We start from the raw sequence: 18,580 nt of genomic DNA, 5'->3' as shown, positions 1-18,580 counted from the left end.
AAGGTGAAGACGAAGCTGGGGGGCAGATCAGCTCAATTTTGGTCGTCATCGGGAACCCAAATACTGTGGGAATCGATCTGCAATTTCAGTAGCGCCCGCGACGCTTCCGATCGCGCGTCAATCTCGGATCGGCGGGCGTCGTTCGCCTGGCGACGGGCATAGAGCAGGTCGACGAGATCGATCTGGCCTAGCTGATAGCCGCGTTCCATCCTCCCGGCGGCGGCGGCGGCGCTTTGCGCCGATGCCTGCCCGCTTCGCCATGCCTCCAGTCGGGTGCGTGCATTGGACAGGTCCGCGTCGGCGATAGCCGCGACCGATCGCTGGATATTCGCAAGTTCGAGACGGGCGGCATTCGCCTCGGCCGAAGCCTCATCGGTGGCCGCCCGGCGATAGCCGCCCCCTAACGGGATGGATGCTACCACACCTGCTCCTCGCTCCATGCCGCTACGCTCGCTGAACAAGCGGACTCCAAAGGAGGGATCGGCTATCCGATCTGCCCGAACCCGCCGCGCAACGACGGCCAATCGCTGCGCCTCGCGATCAGCGGCGCGAATCTCGTGACTGCGCTCGACAACCAGCGCCCGCATGGTTTCGAGATTCTGTGTCGGCAGTTCGGGCAAGGCGAGTTCGTCCGGCTCAGGAGGAAGCGGTATCTCCGGAAACGTCGCGACCAGAATCACGCGCGCCTGCTCGCGCGTAGAGAGCGATGCAGCAGCCTGAGCTTGAACCTGCGCCAGCGCAGCAGACGCCTGGTCGAGATCGAGCGCCGAGGCGTCACGTAGCTGGACGCGACGACGCAAGGCGGTAAGAGCTGCTTCCAGCGAGTGCACCGTGTCGAGGTCGTTGCGATAGTGGCTGCCAGCGGTCAACCAATCATGCCAGAGTGCCGACAGGATCAACGCCGCCTGATGGCGGGCATCCTCCATCTGGTTTTCCGCGACCTCGATACCCACCGAACCCGATTCGCGGTCAAGCGCAGCCTTGCCGGGAAGACGGAACGGACGGGACAGGGTCGCGTCAAACTCATCATAGCCGCCGTCGCGGTCGACGCTGCGGCGAACATAGCCGCCCGCGACCGTCGTCTCATGGGCGCCTTTACGCAGCATGTCCCCCCGTGCGCGCGCCGCCTCGACCCGTGCGGCGGCGGCCATGACGGTCGGATGGTTGTCGAGTGCTTCATTCACTTTCTCGACCGGCGGTAGGTCGGCCCGTCGGGCATGCAGCATGCCCGGCGCAAGCATCAGCAGCATGGCCAGAGCCAGTGCGGTCAGTCTCATGCGATCCTCCCGCAACTGACGACCGATACGGCGCGCCAACGCACCGGGCGCTCGTGGCGTGAGTTCGTCACCGCGCGGATCACATCGTCCTGGATAGTGTCCGCGACGATCAACTCGACCGCATTTCGCCGGAGATTGCCCGTCACCTGCTCGGCGGTTCGCGCGTCGCTGAAATCCCGGCCGCGCACCGCATCTTCCCGGACGTGGATCGGCGCGCGCGCGACGGTGCGGATTGCTTCCACGATCGTCTCCGTATCCCGGATCGCGCAATGGAAGGTCAGAAGCAGGTCAGGCATTTTCGGTTTCCCCGGCGCTCTCGCCAAAACGCTCGAACAGGATGGGCAACAGCACGAGCGTCAGTAGCGTGGAGGTGATGAGGCCGCCGATGACGACGATGGCAAGCGGACGCTGGATTTCCGATCCCGGCCCACTGGCGAACAGGAGCGGCACCAGGCCGAAGGCAGTGATGCTCGCTGTCATCAGCACCGGGCGCAGCCTGCGCTCCGCACCTTGCCGAACGGCCTCGGCCATGCCGTAGCCCTCGGCCAGCAGTTGGCGGAAATAGGCCACCAGCACGAGGCCGTTGAGGACGGCGATGCCGAGCAAAGCGATGAACCCGACCGACGCGGGCACCGAGAGATATTCGCCCGACGCCCAGAGCGAAACGACACCCCCCACCATCGCGAACGGGATGTTGAGCAGGATGAGGATCGCGGCGCGCAGCGACCGGAGCGTCGCCAGGAGCACGAAGAAAATCAGCAGCAGTGCCACCGGGATGACCAGCATTAACCGGGCTGAGGCGCGTTGCTGGTTCTCGAACTGGCCGCCCCAGACAATGCGGTATCCGGCCGGCAGCTTCACCTTTACGGCGACCGCCGCCTTGGCCTCATCGACATAACCCACCAGATCGCGGCCAGACACGAACGCCTGCACCAGCGCGAAGCGGGAGCCGTTCTCATGATCGAGCTTGACCGGACCCTGTGTCGTCTCAACCCGAGCCATGTCGCTGATGCGCGCCAACCCTCCATCCGGCGTGCGCAATTGCAGGTCGGCAAAACGGGCGGGATCGGAGCGCAGGCTCTCGTCTCCACGGATGACGATCGGCACGCGCTTCTGTCCCTCGGCGACGATGCCGGCCCGAACCCCCTCGACCTGAGCGCGAAGCGCATCCTGCATCTGGTCGACCGGCATCCCGAAGCGTCCGGCGGCCGCGCGATCGATGTCGAGTTGAAGATAATCAACACTGTCATTGGCGACGGTCAGGACTTCCGAGGCGCCGCTTATGCCCGAGAGCGCGTGTTGGACCTGCCCGGCAAGATCACCGAGCGTCGCCAGGTCCGGGCCGAATATCTTGACGGCAAGATCGCCGCGCGCGCCGGTCAACATCTCGGACACGCGCATCTCGATCGGCTGGGTGAAGCTCGGCTGGATGCCGGGCAGTCCCTCGATCGCCTTGCGCATTTCGCCGACCACGAAGTCCTTATCGCCGCGCCACTCGGACTGCGGTTTCAAGCGCACGAAGCTGTCGGTCTCGTTCGGCCCCATCGGATCGAGACCGATCTCGTCGGAGCCGACGCGGGCGATCACATCCTGCACCTCGGGCACGGCGCGCAGCGCGCGCTGCACCGCCATGTCGCCCGTCACCGACTGATCGAGGCTGATCGACGGCAACTTGGTGAGCTGGACGATCACCGAGCCCTCGTCCATCGTCGGCATGAAGGTCTTGCCGACCGCGCCATAGGCCATGCCGGCGATCACCAGGCCCGCCGCCGCCAGGCCATAGACCACCCGCTTGTGGGCGAACGCAGTTTCCAGCAGCGCATGATAGCGCGGCGAGAGCTGGCGCATGATCCACGGCTCGCCATGATGACCGCTCTTGAGTCCGAACGACGACAGGACGGGAACCAGCGTCAGCGCCAGCAGCAGCGATCCAGCGAGCGCGAAGACGATGGTGAGTGCGACCGGCGCGAACAGCTTGCCTTCGAGACCCTGGAGAGCGAGCAGCGGCAGGAAGACGAGTGCGATGATGACGATGCCAGCCGAGACCGGCACGATGACCTCGCTTGACGCCTGGAAAATCTGATTGAGGCGCGGATGGCCTTCCTCATGCGCGCGCCCAAGCCGCTCGACGATATTCTCGACCACCACCACCGCGCCATCGACCAGCATCCCGATCGCGATGGCCAGGCCGCCCAGACTCATCAGATTGGCGGACAGGCCCATGCCGCGCATGAACAGGAAGGTGATGAGCGCCGCCATCGGCAGGGTCGCGGCGACGATCGCGGCGGCTCGCCAGTCGCCCAGGAACAGGATGAGCAGGACGACGACGAGGATCGTGGCTTCGAGCAGTGCTTCCTCGACCGTGCCGACGGCGCGGCCGATGAGGTCGGATCGGTCGTAGAAGACATCGATATGGGTGCCGGCCGGCAGGGTCTTTTCGACTTCCTCCAGCCGGGCACGCACCCCGTCGACGACCTGGCGGGCATCGGCGCCGCGCAGAGCAATGACCAGTCCTTCGACCGCCTCGGCCTTGCCGTTCTTGGTGACGGCGCCGTAGCGAGTGAGACTGCCGGTTCCGACTGCCGCGACATCGCCCAGACGGATGATGCGGCCGTCTCGACTGGCGATGACCAGCGACTGGAGATCATCGACCGTGCGGATCGCGCCGACAGCGCGCACGATCAGCGATTCCTCGCCGGCCGTGAGCCGGCCCGCGCCGTCATTGCGGTTGCCGCTCTCGATCGCGCCGCGCACGTCGGCGATCGAGAGCTTCGCGCTGGCGAGCGCCACCGGATCGGGCCTGACCTCGAATGTCCGCACATAACCGCCCAGCGCATTGACGTCGGCGACGCCGGGCACGGTCCTGAGCGCGGGCCGGATCGTCCAGTCGAGCAACTCGCGCTTCTGCTGGAGATTGAGTGGCCCTTCGATCGTGAACATATAGACGTCGGACAACGGCGTCGAAATCGGCGCGAGGCCGCCGCTGACCGAAGCCGGCAGGTCGGCCAGCACGCCGGAGAGGCGCTCGGCGACCTGCTGGCGTGCCCAGTAGATGTCGGTCCCATCGGTGAAGTCGATAGTGATGTCGGCAATGGCATATTTGGCGGTCGAGCGTAGGATCGCCTGGTTGGGGATGCCGAGCATCTCCATCTCGATCGGCGTGATGACGCGGCTCTCCACCTCCTCGGGCGTCATGCCGGGTGCCTTCAGGATCATTTTGACCTGCGTCTGGGCGATGTTCGGATAGGCATCGACCGGCAGGTTCACGAATGCCCAGGCACCGAGACCCGCAACTGTCAGGGCCAGAGCAAGAACGAGCAGACGATAGGACAGGGCAGTCGCGACCAGCGAGCGAAGCATTGGCCGATTACCGCGACAGGGCGAGCGCTTTGAGCGCGCTCGTGCCGGCGATGACGACCTGCTCGCCGGGCCTCACGCCGGACAGCAATACGGCCTGGCCGCCGCCCGTCCCGCCGATCTCTACGTCGCGCATTGCGAAGCCACCCGTGGTGGCGACGAAGACGACGGTCCTGTTGTCCACCGTGGCGATTGCGGTAGCCGGCACGCCAACCGCGCCGGCAGGCGCCGGGCCAGCAATCGACAGACTGATCGCCCGCCCGGCCATGATGCCTGAACCAGCGGCGATTTCGGCCTTCACACTGGCTGATCGGGTTGCCGGATCGATCGTCGATCCTACCGCCGTCACGCGCCCCCTTATGTCTGGGTCGATCCGCACGGTCATTCCGGGGCGGATCAGCCCCACCAGTCGTTCGGGCAACTGGCCGAGCACTTCGTAGCGGTTCACCGCGTCGATCACATAAGGCGCGGTCGTTCCGTCCACCGAACCTCCTGTTTGGATGCTGGCGGTCGTGATACGGCCTGCGATGGGAGCCGTCAGCGTATAGGTGCCGCTCGCGCTATGACCGTTGACCATGCGCAGGATCCGCACTTTCTCGGAAACGTCGGCGTTGACTTCCACGGCCATTGCGCTGGCCTCGTCGGCGCGAGCGCCGGCAACGATACCCTCGCGGCTGAGTTGTGACAGGCGGGCGGCGTTCGACCTGGCGATTCCGAGACGTGCATTCGCGCGCGTCAGATCAGCCCCCATCATCAACACCTCGCGGCTGGAAATAACCGCTAGCGGCTGTCCCTGCCGCACAGTGTCGCCCTCGACGACCAGCGTGCGCATCACCACGCCGGGGAAGGTCGCCGCCACCGCGACACGCGCATTCGCGGGAGGCTGGATCACCGCCGGCACGATCGCCAGCGGCGCGTCTTCAACAGCGACCGCAGGAGCCAGCCGGATGTCCAGTTGTGCCGCCTGTTTGACATTCACTCTAAGATCGCCGGGGACGGCTCCTGCATTTTCTTGGACCGTCCCCGGCCGCGCCGCAGGGGCCGTCGGCGAGTTCAAGTCTCCAGCGATCCACCACACGCCGGATACGATGCCGACCGCTGCTATGGCGCCAAAGGAAAGATAGGCTCGGCTGTTCATGCCCTTCGCCTAGAGGCGCAAACTGACGGCTCCCTGACGGCAAGGAGATTCAGCTACTCTCCGGAAACCGCAATGTCAGTTCGCGTGCGCCCGGATCGGTGGTGAGCGAGCCGCCATGCGCGGCCATGATCCGCTCGACGATCGCGAGCCCGAGGCCCGCGCCGTCCTTGCTGGCATGGTCAGCGCGGCTGTGGCGCCGGATCAGATCATGCAGCCGATCAGAAGACAGGCCCGGCCCCTGATCCTTGACCCGGATGGCACACCCAGGGCCGACGAACACCTGCACGGCGCCACCAGCAGGCGTTGCGCGCACCGCATTCTCCACCAGATTGCGGAGCGCCGCCGCTATCGCTTCGCGCCGGCCACGCACGATAGGCGATTCCGCCCCGGCTTCCAGGGCGATCGTCTTGCCGGCCGCGATCACGCCCGGCGCCAATAAGCTAACGACATCGGTCGCTACATCGGTCAACGGCACGGCCTCGGGTGCCAGTTGCGCCGCCGTCGCCGCGTCGATCTGGGCGAGCAGCATCAATTGATCGATCAGCCGTCGCATTGCCGCCACATCGGTTTTCAGGCGACTTGCCTCGGTATGGTCGAGCCGGTCGAGTTCGAGCGATAGCACCGCGAGCGGGGCGCGCAATTCGTGCGCCACATCGGCGGCGAACGCTTCCTGTCGTGCCGCCGCGTCGTCCAGCCGCGCAAGCAGATCGTTGACGGCATCCGTGAACGGCAAGGCTTCGGCAGGCATCCGCGACGTGTCGATCCGGTATCCGCGCTCATGCCCGCGCGCCGCCTCGATCTCCACGGCGGCCTCTTCCAGCGGCATGAAGGCCTGCCGGATGACCCTGAGACCGACAAACGCCATTGGCACCATCAGGACAAGGACCGGCAGACCGACATGTTCAAGCATTTCATTGATCGCGCGTGCCGTGGCCTGCTTTGCGTTGAGATCGACAAATGAAAGGCGGTAGAAGAAGACAACGGCAGCAAGCAAAAGGATCGAGCCGATCAATCCGACCAGACCGAGCCCTCTCGCGAGACGCCGGGAAACGGATCGCCGATGCGTCATGCCGTTTCTCGCAGCATGTAGCCTATGCCCCGTATCGTATTCAGCTTGCCGCCCGCCCCAGCTTCGTCGAGTTTCCGTCGCAATCGCGACATTGCGGCTTCCACCGCATTAGGCGTGACTGGCTCGTTGAAGCTGTAGAGCGCGTCCTCGATGGCGCCGCGTCGGACAACCGTGCCCGCGCGCCGCATCAGCAGTTCCAGAAGATCGGCTTCACGGCGGGACAAGTCGATCGCATTGTTTTCGTAACGCGCCGCTCTGGCCGCCGTGTCGAAACTTAGCGCCCCTATTTCTATCACAGTCTGCGCTCGTGGACCGGGACGGCGCAGCAGTGCTCGGACCCGTGCCGCGAGTTCCTCGATCTCGATCGGCTTCACGACATAATCGTCCGCGCCGCCATCGAGTCCCGCGACCCTGTCCTCCAGCGCGCCGCGCGCCGTCACGATGAGCGCCGGTGCGACATGTTGTGCGCGGCGTCTTGCACCAAGCCAGTCGATGCCATCACCGTCCGGCAGGCCAAGATCGAGGATGATCGCGTCGTAGGCGGCTCCATCCATAGCGCTGTCCGCATCGGTGAGATTGCCGGCGACGTCGCAAGAGAAGCCACGGCGCTGAAGCCCCTCGGCCATCAGCTTTGCCAGTCGGTCATTGTCCTCGACGATAAGCACCCTCATGAGGGAGAACTCTCCAATCTACAGTTCAGACTCTGTAGTGTTTCGACCTGCGTTGTTCGATCACCATGACGGAAATCGCATGGATACCGGCTGACCCTCGGGAGAAGATGATCAGCATTCAACGCTGCCAGCAAGTTTGGACGAAGGACTCTCGTCGCCATGTCATTTCAAAGTTGACGTCAATCTGACGTTGGAGATCCGAACCGAAAGAGACCTCTCAATGCGATGCCAAATTCAAAGAGATGTCCCGAACAGATGTCCGATACCCGCCGTCAGAGCCATCGCCAGCGCCCCCCAGAAAGTGACCCGGATAACAGAGCGGACAGGCGCAGCTCCGCCCGCTTGGGCACCGAGCACGCCAAGCACAGCCAGACAAACCAGCGATGTGACAATCACCAGCGGGATCAGTGACTGTTGCGGGGCTAACGCGATGACGGCCAAGGGCGCCGCAGCTCCGGCGCTGAAGGTCACCGCCGAGGTGAGCGCCGCTTGTAGAGGGCGCGCGGTCGAGACTTCCGAAATACCAAGTTCGTCGCGAGCATGCGCTCCCAATGCGTCCTTGGCCATGAGTTGATCCGCAACCTTCATGGCAAGATCAACATCGAGTCCTCGTGCGACATAGATATTCGCCAATTCCTGACGTTCGGAAACAGGCTGATCCGAGAGTTCGCGCTTCTCTTTTGCAAGGTCGGCTTCCTCAGTGTCCGCTTGCGAGCTGACAGAAACATACTCACCCGCTGCCATGGACATTGCGCCGGCAACCAGCGCCGCGACGCCTGCAATCAGAATGTCGGCCTTGCCTGCGCCGGAGGCAGCGACACCGGCAATCAGGCTCCCCGTCGACACGATCCCGTCATTGGCGCCCAGCACGGCAGCCCGCAACCAGCCTATGCGGCCCACAGCGTGGCGCTCGGGATGAGTTCGTAGTCTGCTCATGGCTTCGTCCCGATGTGACTTGGCTTAGTGTCTAGGTGCGCCACGGCAGCATCCTGCGCAACGTATCGTCCTTCATGACATAGTGATGGACGAGTGCAGCGAAGGCATGAATGCCGATGAGATAATAGCCAAAGCTCCCCACCGCTTCGTGCAATTCCTTGATCTGGCCAGCGACATCTCTGTTTTCTCCTATAAGCGGAGGAAGGGCGAGACCGAAGAATAGGATTGGCTTTCCCGATGCGCTCAAAACCAGCCAGCCGGCTACCGGCATGCAAATCATGAAAAGATACAATGCCAGATGCACGGAGCGCGCCAGGAAGTTCTGCCATGCTTTTGGTTCGGGCGTGATCCGAGGTGTCGTGCCAGCGACACGCGCGATCACACGGATGATGACCAAGGCCAGGACTGCCAGGCCCAACATGAAATGCCACGCCTTCATTCCTTCTCGGATGTCGCTCCCCTTGGGATAGAATCCGCGTAGCTCGATGCAGGCGTAAACGGCCGCAATCAGCAGCAACATTAGCCAATGCAGCGCGATGCTCAGACCGCCATAACGTTCGAGTTTTAGGCTTCCGCTCATCATACTGCTCCGCCTCCGACATCGCCTCGGTCTCGTTTAAGGTTTGAGGGAACATACGCCCAAGCTGGCCGGCGCATGGCTCTGAACCAATATTCCGGTGCTTCTTCCGATCCGACTATCATTCACTTGCAAGCCTCAGCCTGGGGCCAAAGCATGCTTATCATTGGTCTTGTCGACAGTATCGCTTCCGTCACCCCATGCTGGCTACATGGCGAACCTGACCGCATCCTGACGATAGGGTATCCCGGACATGACATCTGCGGACTCTCGAAGAGGAGAATGCGCGGTTGACTTGAAGGGCGGCCTATCCGCTGGCGGGGCAATCGGGCGCGAAGTTCGGAATAGGTGTCGCGCTCGGCGGCGCTGCCGCGTTGGCGCTTCTGGGAACAATCGTCGCGCTGATGCTCTGGCCGGCCACCGATCCGGACATCGTCGAGCATCATCAGGATGACCTTCCAGCAGATCATCCACACCTGCGGGAAGGCCATGGCGACGGGCGCGCCTCGCACGCCTATGTGATTGACGAAATTCATCCCTGCTGGCCCGGTTAGGCGCCCCCCCTAGCGGAGCAGAAGCAATCCTGCCGACGCCCCCAGCCCGACCACCGCGAGCGGCACGAGCCTGTGCTTCCAGTGGTAGAGCAGAAGCAGCGATGCCGCGGCGATGCCCAGGCTGATCCAGATGTTGTTGCTCGCCTCGGCCGCCGAACGTGCAAGGCTGATGAGAGTGACCACGATCAGCCCGACCACGCCGGCCGCGACGCCTGCCAGGACATGCTGCAACCGGCTGTCGTCCACAACGGCCTCCAGCCGTTCATAGAACAACAGTGAGAAGGCGAACGCCGGCAGGAACATGCCCGCCGTGACGGCAAGCGCGCCCCACAATCCGCCGCTGATGAAGCCGACGAACGTGGCGAAGATGACGAGCGGGGCAGGCAGGATACCGGAGAGGCCAAGGCCATCGAGAAACTGGGCGTCGGTCATCCAGCCACGTCCCACCGTGTCGTTGCGGATGAACGGGATGGCGGTGTAGGCCCCGCCAAAGGTGAGAAGACCCCCTTTCAGGCCGGACCAGAACAGCGCCAGCGGCGTCGGGGATGCGGCGGCGACTTTTGCCTGAATGGCGCCTGCCGGCCCCAGATGGAGGGCGGTCGCCACCACAGCCGCAAGTGCCAGCACCAGCGCCGCCCACCACAGCCTGCCAGAGGCGGCGAAGGCATAGGCAATCCCGGCAGCCGACAGCACGATCCAGAAGCTGGCTCCCGCCAGCGATGCGGCAGCCGCCAGCACCACCGTCAGCCACAGCCAGCGGTCTGCCAGCACATGCTCGCCGATCCGGTGCACGGCGCGAACGATAAGCGCAATGACCGCTGCCTGCACCCCAAGGAACAAGGCGCCCAGCACCGTCCCATCGATGGGAAAGCGCGTGTAGGCCCAGGCGAGCGCGAGCATCAGCAACAGGCCGGGCAGCATGAAGCCCAGCCCCGCCAGCAGGCCGCCGAGACGACCTTTTGCCCGAATGCCCAGATGCACGCACAGCTCATGCGCCTCCGGACCGGGCAGCACCTGCATCACCGCAATCAGCCTGTTGAAATGGCCGCTGGAGATCCACTTCTCCTCGTCCACCAACTCGCGCCGGATCATGGCGATTTGCGCCACCGGGCCGCCGAACGCCATCGCGCCGAACTTCAGGAAGCGCCAGAACAGCGCGGGATAGCTCAGCTTGGGCGGACGGAAGTCAATCGCAGAGCCGGACACTTCGGCGGAGCGGTTCATGGTCGTGCCTTTCCACGCCCGCGTGCGCTTGCCGGCTGGTGCGAGTCCCAATTGTGGGTCTCGCCGGTCGCGTCGCGGCTCCAGCGATAGAGGGCGTCATACAGCAGCATGCCCGCTTCGAGCTGCGCATTGTCGTCGTCGAACATGCGCGAAAGGCCGAGCGAGGCGGCGAGAAGTCCCGCAGCTTCGGACACCAGTTCGGGGTGCCCGGTGTCGGCCCCGCGCACCACCACCGCCAGCCGGCCAAGCGCTTCGAAGGCGCCTAGGCCAAGGCCGTCCACCAGCGCGTCGAAGCTGCACCTGTCACCCGAATGACTCCAGCGCACACCTTCGATATCGAACGGTTCCGCTGACAGCCGCACGGCGACAGCCGGAACATCGGAGGGAGGCACAAACAGGAAGGCCGCCAGCGGATCGACGAAGCGGCGGATCAGCCAGGGGCACGCGATACGGTCCACCTTGGGCCGGGCGCGTGTGACCCAGAGCGTACGGCCCAAGGCATCGCGTGGCGGCAAGAGGCTGGACGGGATCAGCGGTAGCCCTTCAGCCGCCCAGGCCGAGACACCACCCTCCAGCACTTCGGCCGCCACACTCCGCTGTCGCAACAGGGCAGCGATACTCTGGCTCAGCGCCCGCCCATCCCCGCAGGCGACCACGACGCCACGCCCCTCCGGAAGGTGCGGACTTGGACCATGTCCTTCGGGCCATGCGACCGAGGCTGGCAGAAGCTGTCCGTCGTGTTGCGCGCGCACATCAAGTATCAGCGGCCCTGATGGCAGGCCGATCAGGCGCTTCAGCTTGTCCGCAGATATGGCATTCGGTGCAGGCATGCGCGTCCCCAAGTCAGGTCAGGAGACGATACTTCAGCACGAAGCCTCATGGGGAGATCGCAAGCCCCATACGTGGAGATTTGCCAGACGGACAACTGTTGTCAATGCCTGCGTGGCGCCATGGCATGGAAGGCAGTTTTTGCCAGCAGACTTGATTCTGCAGCCATGCTTTGGTGCAGCATTGCTAGTCACCCACAAAGCTAGAGAGTTCGCACCATTAAGTGCAGATGAGAATCAATATTAAGATTGGGCAATCGGATCTATTGGACGCCACCTTTTGCAATACTCACCACCTGAAAACAATGAAAGATCATTAATAATATTCCGCCTTTTTCATTTTATGAATTTCCCTTATACGGATTTTGGCGGTTCGCGATCCATATGGGGTGGATCCGTGCCGGCTTCGTTTTGAGGGTTGGAACCATGAAACATATTCTGACGGCAGGTGCGCTTGCATGCGCGGCCCTGTTCCCTGCGTCCGGCGCCATGGCGGCTGTCGTGACGAACTACGGCAATTGCGGCACGGCCGGGGTGTTCGATGCGCCCTTCAGCTACCTCGAGTGCTCGGGCGGCTATGACAAGAATGTCCTGAACAACAGCGCCAACGGCGTGGATTCGCAGAAGGATGCGCTGGCGGCGCTGGGCTTCGATGTCACCGGCTTCGATTTCAACAGCTATTTCAAGATCGACAGCCTGAACGGCGCCGATGTCACGTCTCCGCCTGCACCGCTGATGACGGGGATCACCATCTTCGGCATCCACTTCGGCGGTGGCAGCGTGCTGGGCAATGTGACGGCCTTCTACAAATTCGATGCCGGCGCCGGCACGACGACCATTCCGTTCGCCACCAACGGCAGTTCGGGCTGGGTGCTGTACCAGACGGGTGGCGGCACCGAGGATGTGGTGCCCGAGCCCGCCACCTGGGCGATGATGATCGCGGGCTTCGGCCTGGTGGGCGCCGCGATGCGTCGGCGCAGCGGCAAACTGGCCGTTTCTGCCTGACAGATCGTAGCATGACGAAAGGGGCGGCGCCGCAAGGCGCCGCCCCTTCTCGTTGCGGGCAGTGCAACAGTGCCGGTTAGGCTCGACGCATTTCGTCTACTTGTGCGCCACGAACCGGACGGTTTGCCGGCGGGTGAGCCCCCTAGTGAAGCAGCAACAGCGACAATTGAGTTGCAGTCAATTGAAGATCTTGACGCTCTTCAGGACTACCCGAACACTTATTACTTCGATCAGCCCAACGTTTGCGAAGAGCTTGTCGCTTCGCGCTTAGCGTAGCGTAGCCTCCGTAGCCGCTTGTGATGGCGATCTAGAGCAGCTCGTTGTACGTATCGAATATTGTCTGGGCCCTATCGAGTGTCTTTGGTACCGGGCCCGTCTTCAGATCGAGCACTTTGGGGTTTCGGATGAGCCAAGCGGCAGGCGTAAAGTGGTCGAATAGGGGGGCATCGGTGGACATTACCGCGAAGGCTGCCTCAGCCTGCTTTACGAGACGATCCGTGCCGTTTCCCGCCTTTTTCAGCGATGCCGCAGTCAGCTTGCGCGTATCGTCAAACCCGTAGGTCCCGTTGAGGATTGCCGCGAACAATTCCGGCTCGAATATGTCCTCGATGTCCGCTTCTGGGCGGCCCATGAAATCAGCCATGGTGTAGAAATGGCCAGCCTTCAGGATTTCAGCACGTTTCAGGTCGTCGACCTTGCGATTGTCGCCCTTAGCCTGGTCGGAAAGCACCGCGATATGTAGAGCATTGCCCGAAAACATCGCGACGAACGGTCGGATCTTGTCGATGCCGCCCGCTGGGCAAAGGGTCCATCTGGTGTCGAGACCTGTCCGACCGCGTCGCTTGAGCGCATCCGACAGTGCTTGGATATAGAGGATATCGCCGGGGCCCTCGAGAAGCATGGTATGCTTGCCGACGAACAGCGATTGGGTGATCTCGTACCCCAGCGCGCCCTGCAAGGGGAACAAAGTATCAGGGTCGCGGGTAAGTACATCGCTGCGCACTTTCGTGCCGAGCGGCATACGCCGCACGCCCTTCATTTCCACCTGATCCTCGACAATGCGGACAGAAGCCAACTCATCTGCGGGAACCATGAAGGGTGAGTGGGTCGAGTAGATGATCTGGTGGTGCGGTGCGAGCTTGTCCTTGAAAAAGCGCAACAGGTCAGCTTGAGCCTTGCCGTGCAGAGTGAGGCCGGGCTCATCGAGCAACAATACGACTGGTGTCTCTTCGTCTTTCACCTGCGCAAATTTCACGAGGAACGAGAAAAACCAGACGAAGCCTGCGCTGCGCTCCGAGAACGGCGTATCGACACGGTGAAGGTGATTGTTAATGCGTGCCCAAGCGATTGTGCCGGAGTTGAGCGGTGCTGGGTCTCCCGAGCGCGCCTGCTCCACGCGAACCGCGACGCTGAGGTCCGGGTTCTGGGTCCAATACTCCAGCACTTGGTCGGTGATGTTGTTCGACGCTGCCTGAAGCCGGGCGTTGAACGTCTCATAGGTGGTGACGTTCGTTATCTCGTCGATCGATACTCCGGCATAGTCGAGAAACTCGGAAAAGAGCCTTGCCCCGCGGTTCATCTCGGTATTGATCTGACCGTTCGCTATTAGCTGACGTGTCTGCTCCAACTGAATTGCGCCATCCATGCGATCATAGGACGAGAAGTACATAAACTTTGGCAGCATTGACTTGATCAGACTGCCAACCTGGGACGTGATGGTGCCGTTGGCAGCCATGTGCGCCTTGAGTTCCTGATGTCGCGCCGTCGGTGATGAGAGTTTTGCGAGAGTGCTGATCAACTCGGATGTATTGGTTACCTGGGCGAGAACAGCACGTTCCGATTCGTCCAACGCGAACCGGTCGTACAGGTTGGCCAACCCAGCCGCGAAGTTAAGCTGCGCATTGACCTCAATCTCTATACCGTAGCGGCGCTCGATGGACACCAAATCATTCTTGATCACGCCTTTTCCGATGGTAGCCTCAATCTTAGCCATGTCTCGAGCCTGGAGGCGCCATTTAGTCGAGATGGCGAGTGCTTCTTTGTTCCCGTGACGCTCCTCGTATTGGGTGAGCAGCCTTCGCGGATAGTCGCGCTCTTTATCGAATACGGCCGGTGTCGTTGGGTGCGGATTTAGTGCAGCTAGGGCTAGGAGTATCGCGCTCTTACCGGCCTCGTTCTTCCCTACGAGACACGTCACCGGATCTATCGTGAATTCCTGGCTGTCATCGACCGATCTGAAGTTGGTGACGTGGACTTTTTCGAGCTGCATGAGCTCCCCCCTAGCCTATTGTTGTCGCGTGAGTTTAGATCGTGATTGATCAATTTCAACGAATGGATTGAACCGGCCAGCGGGCAACTTCGCTCTTTTCGATTTTCGTGGGACTATGAGATCTGGCCTGACACCAGTTGCGGCTCGGACATCGCACTTGGGTTGCCTTGGGTTGCATTGTGCAGCGAAGTTCGCGGAAGGAAGAAAAAGTTCGCGGAGGGAAGAAAAAGGAGCTGCCCTTCACTCGGTGGGCAGAGCCGGGGTGGAGCTGCGCTGTGTGGAAAACTCCGCGCCACCCCGGCTCACCGCTGACCTCCCGCGAAGCTTCACGCTTGTCGCGCATGAAAGGTGCAAAACCCGAAAGGCGAGTCAACCAAGCCGGATCGAGTCACTCAGTCTCGCTGCAACGAGTCAGTTTGCTAGCGCCCAGCAGCCAGCGGAGTTCGCGTGGGCATAAAGAAGCCCTGAATATCGACTTCGTGGAAATGTTCGGCGACGGGATCAACTGCCTGCCCGCCAATCTGGGGTCGGACTCCTACCAGTCGTTTCTGATCGTGATGCCCGCCCCGATCCTCGCGAAACTGTATGACCGCTACAGCGCAAGGCTTCTGGAGCAGAACGTCCGCACGTTCCTTCAAGCTCGCGCCCAGGTGAACAAGGGAATCCGCGCAACGATTCTCACCGAGCCGCAGATGTTCTTTGCATACAACAACGGCATCACGGCGACGGCTCAGGAGGTGGAGACGAGACTCAAGGACGGCCATCTCCAGATCGTCCGCATGACGGACCTCCAGATCGTCAACGGCGGTCAGACAACTGCATCGCTATTTCATACCCAGCGGAAGGATAAAGCCGATCTTTCCGGGATTTTCGTTCAGATGAAGCTGTCCGTGATCGACAGCGAACAGAGCGAAATGATCGTGCCGCGCATTTCGGAGTATGCAAACACGCAGAACCGGGTCAACGCGGCGGACTTCTTCTCCAACCATCCTTTTCATGTGCGGATGGCGGATTTCTCGCGGCGCATCTGGGCACCGGCCCAACAGGGTGCCCAGCGAGAAACGAAATGGTTCTACGAACGGGCGCGAGGTCAGTATATCGACGCCCAATCAAAGCTCACACCTGCCGAGCAGAAGCGTTTCAAGGCGGAATACCCGAAGCCGCAAATGTTCACGAAGACTGATCTCGCCAAGTTCGAGAACGTCTTTGACGACCATCCCAAGTGGGTCAACCTTGGCGGCCAGAAGAACTTTGCCCGTTATGCTTTGCGTATCGGCAGAGAATGGGAGAAGTCATCAAACGGCTTCAATGAACTGTATTTCAAGCGTGCCATCGCCAGGGGAATCCTGTTCCGTGCGACCGAGAAGCTTGTCTCCGCCCAGCCTTGGTATAACGGCGGCTATCGGGCCAACATTGTCGCCTACACGCTTGCCGTTCTTGGAGATATTGCGAAAAAGCGCGAGGCATCCGTCGATTTTCAACAGATTTGGGCTGCGCAGGCCATCGACCAGACCCTCACGGACGCGCTTGCTATCATCGCTGCTGCCGTGAACGAGGACATCATCCAGCCACCTCAGGGCATTTCCAACATTTCGGAATGGGCCAAGAAGGAGGGGTGCTGGACACGGCTCACCGCGAAGTGCGACGAGATCGCCGACAGTCTCTCCGAAGAGTTCCTGACAAGCCTTGTCTCAGGCGACGAAACGAAGTCGGATGCCAAGGACGCAAAGCGGACGCAGAAGATCGACAACGGTATCGAGGCACAACGTCAGATCATCGAAATTCCGGGGAATGTCTGGCAGGACCTGCGCGGTCGCATGACGGCCCGCCGCCTTCTCACTCCGAAGGAAATCGGAATCATGAACGTGGCGGCCCAGCTTCCTGGCAAGGTGCCATCCGAGAAGCAGTGCGTCATCCTGATGGAGATACTGGACAAGGCGCGGGAGGAAGGACTCCACCCGCGCAGGGCAGCCTGATACGGCGCGGGTTTGCAAACTAGCCCGCACGATCAATGCGGTGATTAACCGCTTTATTGACCGCATGGTATGCGGTGAATATCTTCGCCCTTGTGGTGATTACGCGAGCTGCTCCCTTCGTTCGCGGCTTGTGATATAGGTATGGCGCGTTGGGTGTGATTCCCGATTGCAGCGGGGCCGAACTGGGGCCTTTTTTGGGGCCTATCGCTCACCTCATATTTAATAAGCATTTGAAAATTCAGATAGAACTGTTTGGAATTGGATTCCGGCTCGGCCAGGATGTTACCGCCAAAAGTTGAAAAATCCCTGATTTTCCTTAGGTTAAGGTCAATCTCCGGTTATCGGTGACTGTCCCCATTTGCCTGCGGCCGCAGATGATCGGGGCTTTTTGAGGCCTCGCGAAGCTCCCGCAGAAGCAAGGCCCCCACCTTGTCGATCAGAAATCCTTTTACGCGCGCATATCCCGCACGAAGGAATCGGCTACCATCTTCGCCAACAATCGCGACAAGCTGGTATCCGCGATCAACGAACGCACCGGAAAGGTGAAAACCGTTATCCCACAGGCCGTTATGCCCGCGCCCGCCGCCGATAAGGCTGCGTGGGCCGCGATGGGATGAATGTCCTGGCAGCCTATCCCTCTCTCAGGCTTGGCTAGCGCGCCGAGCAAAGGCATTTAGCGTCCGGAGATGTTCCATTTGCGGCAGATTGCTGCGCTGGAGGTTAGGTTATGTCTCTTGGGCAGGGCGGTCATATCCGATCATGAGGACGGCAGTGCCGGTGATGCCGACTACGGCAAGATAGGCGGGAGCTATTCGCGATTCCGCCAGCCTGAGCCTGCCATCGAGAAGCGAATATGGGCTGCGCTCGGTGACGCCCGCACGGTCCTGAATATCGGCGCTGGCGCCGGCTCTTATGAGCCAATAGATCGGGACGTTGTCGCGGTAGAACCTTCAGCTTCGATGCGAGAGCAAAGGGCACCATCCCGGACGCCGGCAATTGACGCATCGGCGGAGGACCTCCCTTTTGCGGACAAGCAGTTTGACGCCAGCATGGCTACGTTCACCGTTCATCAGTGGCGCGATATGCTGCGCGGGCTAGATGAAATGCGTCGGGTCACGCGCGGACCAGTGGTTATCCTGACATGTGATCCCGATGCTTTGGATCATTTCTGGCTGCATGAATATGCGCTGGAGGTGACCGAGGCTGAAAGTGCTCGCTATCCGAAAATTGCCACTATTGCAGAGGCTTTGGGCGGCGCGGAGATTCAACATGTGCCTATCCCATTCAACTGTCGGGATGGTTTCAACGAAGCCTATTACGGTCGGCCAGAACAGCTACTCGTTGCGGAGGCGCGGCTGGCATGTTCCGGATGGAGTTTTGTTCCGCCCGCTGCCGTGGCACATTTTGTTTCGGAACTGACGCGCGATCTATCGTCTGGCGAATGGGATCGACGCTATGGACACTTTCGCCGACAAGCGGAGTTTGATGGCCCTTTACGCCTGATTGTTGCCTCTTAGCCTGAGGCAACGAATGGATGACAACCTACTTTAACATGGGGCTTTGTTTGGTGGATTTGTGAGATTATTCTAAACTAACTTTTTGATACTATAAGAAAATATTTGAATGATTGGATTCCGTCTGACCTGCTCCCCATTTTCAGGCCGCTGATAAGTTAGCTTTGGTGTCCTTATGCCCTTGGC

General features: G+C 61.4%; 15 protein-coding genes. 4 read left to right on the top strand and 11 right to left on the bottom strand.

Features of this window, described 5'->3' with window-relative positions; translation table 11 throughout:
• Positions 1–32: 32 nt before the first annotated feature.
• The 8 genes from L6Q21_RS02935 to L6Q21_RS02900 all read right to left on the bottom strand — a co-directional run bounded on the left by L6Q21_RS02935 (position 33) and on the right by L6Q21_RS02900 (position 9,031).
• A complete protein-coding gene (locus L6Q21_RS02935) occupies positions 33–1,277 on the bottom strand; it encodes a TolC family protein (protein ID WP_237829016.1) in 1,245 nt (414 codons plus the stop codon).
• Entirely contained in the window at positions 1,274–1,573 is a 300-nt protein-coding gene (locus tag L6Q21_RS02930; protein ID WP_237829015.1) for a DUF3240 family protein, read from the bottom strand. The genes L6Q21_RS02935 and L6Q21_RS02930 overlap by 4 nt, the downstream gene beginning before the upstream one ends.
• On the bottom strand, positions 1,566–4,637 hold the full coding sequence (locus L6Q21_RS02925) for an efflux RND transporter permease subunit (RefSeq protein WP_237829013.1): 3,072 nt from the start codon (positions 4,635–4,637) through the stop codon (positions 1,566–1,568). Before L6Q21_RS02925 ends, L6Q21_RS02930 begins: the two co-directional genes overlap by 8 nt.
• 7 nt (positions 4,638–4,644) lie before the next feature.
• Positions 4,645–5,772, bottom strand: a complete 1,128-nt coding sequence (locus L6Q21_RS02920; RefSeq protein WP_237829012.1) for an efflux RND transporter periplasmic adaptor subunit — start codon at positions 5,770–5,772, stop codon at positions 4,645–4,647.
• 49 nt (positions 5,773–5,821) lie between these two features.
• The gene (locus L6Q21_RS02915) at positions 5,822–6,841 is read right to left on the bottom strand and encodes a sensor histidine kinase (protein ID WP_237829011.1); all 1,020 of its coding nucleotides are present in this window, start codon (positions 6,839–6,841) and stop codon (positions 5,822–5,824) included.
• Positions 6,838–7,512 carry a response regulator gene (locus L6Q21_RS02910; protein WP_237829010.1) on the bottom strand — a complete coding sequence of 225 codons (675 nt, stop codon included), beginning with the start codon at positions 7,510–7,512 and terminating at the stop codon, positions 6,838–6,840. The genes L6Q21_RS02915 and L6Q21_RS02910 overlap by 4 nt, the downstream gene beginning before the upstream one ends.
• Positions 7,513–7,746: 234 nt before the next feature.
• Positions 7,747–8,448, bottom strand: a complete 702-nt coding sequence (locus L6Q21_RS02905; protein WP_237829009.1) for a VIT1/CCC1 transporter family protein — start codon at positions 8,446–8,448, stop codon at positions 7,747–7,749.
• Positions 8,449–8,479: 31 nt separating this feature from the next.
• Positions 8,480–9,031, bottom strand: coding sequence for a cytochrome b (locus L6Q21_RS02900; protein WP_237829008.1), 552 nt, complete (start codon positions 9,029–9,031; stop codon positions 8,480–8,482).
• Between the two features lie 368 nt (positions 9,032–9,399).
• Here L6Q21_RS02900 and L6Q21_RS02895 point away from each other — a divergent pair, with 368 nt between their 5' ends.
• Positions 9,400–9,579, top strand: a complete 180-nt coding sequence (locus L6Q21_RS02895; protein WP_237829007.1) for a hypothetical protein — start codon at positions 9,400–9,402, stop codon at positions 9,577–9,579.
• A gap of 9 nt (positions 9,580–9,588) precedes the next feature.
• Here L6Q21_RS02895 and chrA read toward each other — a convergent pair whose 3' ends face one another.
• Positions 9,589–10,803, bottom strand: coding sequence for a chromate efflux transporter (gene chrA / locus L6Q21_RS02890; protein ID WP_237829006.1), 1,215 nt, complete (start codon positions 10,801–10,803; stop codon positions 9,589–9,591).
• Complete coding sequence (locus L6Q21_RS02885) at positions 10,800–11,408, bottom strand: chromate resistance protein ChrB domain-containing protein (RefSeq protein WP_336246223.1); 609 nt, start codon at positions 11,406–11,408, stop codon at positions 10,800–10,802. The genes chrA and L6Q21_RS02885 overlap by 4 nt, the downstream gene beginning before the upstream one ends.
• 711 nt (positions 11,409–12,119) lie before the next feature.
• On the opposite strand from L6Q21_RS02885, the gene L6Q21_RS02880 reads away from it, so the two are divergent.
• A complete protein-coding gene (locus L6Q21_RS02880; protein ID WP_237829004.1) occupies positions 12,120–12,635 on the top strand; it encodes a PEPxxWA-CTERM sorting domain-containing protein in 516 nt (171 codons plus the stop codon).
• A gap of 307 nt (positions 12,636–12,942) precedes the next feature.
• Here the strand turns inward: L6Q21_RS02880 and L6Q21_RS02875 are convergent, their stop codons facing one another.
• Positions 12,943–14,904 carry an AAA family ATPase gene (locus L6Q21_RS02875; RefSeq protein WP_237829003.1) on the bottom strand — a complete coding sequence of 654 codons (1,962 nt, stop codon included), beginning with the start codon at positions 14,902–14,904 and terminating at the stop codon, positions 12,943–12,945.
• A gap of 275 nt (positions 14,905–15,179) precedes the next feature.
• Here L6Q21_RS02875 and L6Q21_RS02870 point away from each other — a divergent pair, with 275 nt between their 5' ends.
• A complete protein-coding gene (locus L6Q21_RS02870) occupies positions 15,180–16,880 on the top strand; it encodes an AIPR family protein (protein ID WP_237829002.1) in 1,701 nt (566 codons plus the stop codon).
• 686 nt (positions 16,881–17,566) lie between these two features.
• Positions 17,567–18,397: a class I SAM-dependent methyltransferase gene (locus L6Q21_RS02865; protein ID WP_237829001.1), complete on the top strand. Its 831-nt coding sequence runs from the start codon at positions 17,567–17,569 to the stop codon at positions 18,395–18,397.
• The last annotated feature ends 183 nt before the right edge of the window (positions 18,398–18,580 follow it).

This window comes from Sandaracinobacteroides sayramensis, from assembly GCF_022014495.1.
In the GTDB taxonomy this organism is placed as follows: domain Bacteria; phylum Pseudomonadota; class Alphaproteobacteria; order Sphingomonadales; family Sphingomonadaceae; genus Sandaracinobacteroides; species Sandaracinobacteroides sayramense.
This window is presented reverse-complemented; position numbering and strand designations above follow the sequence as displayed.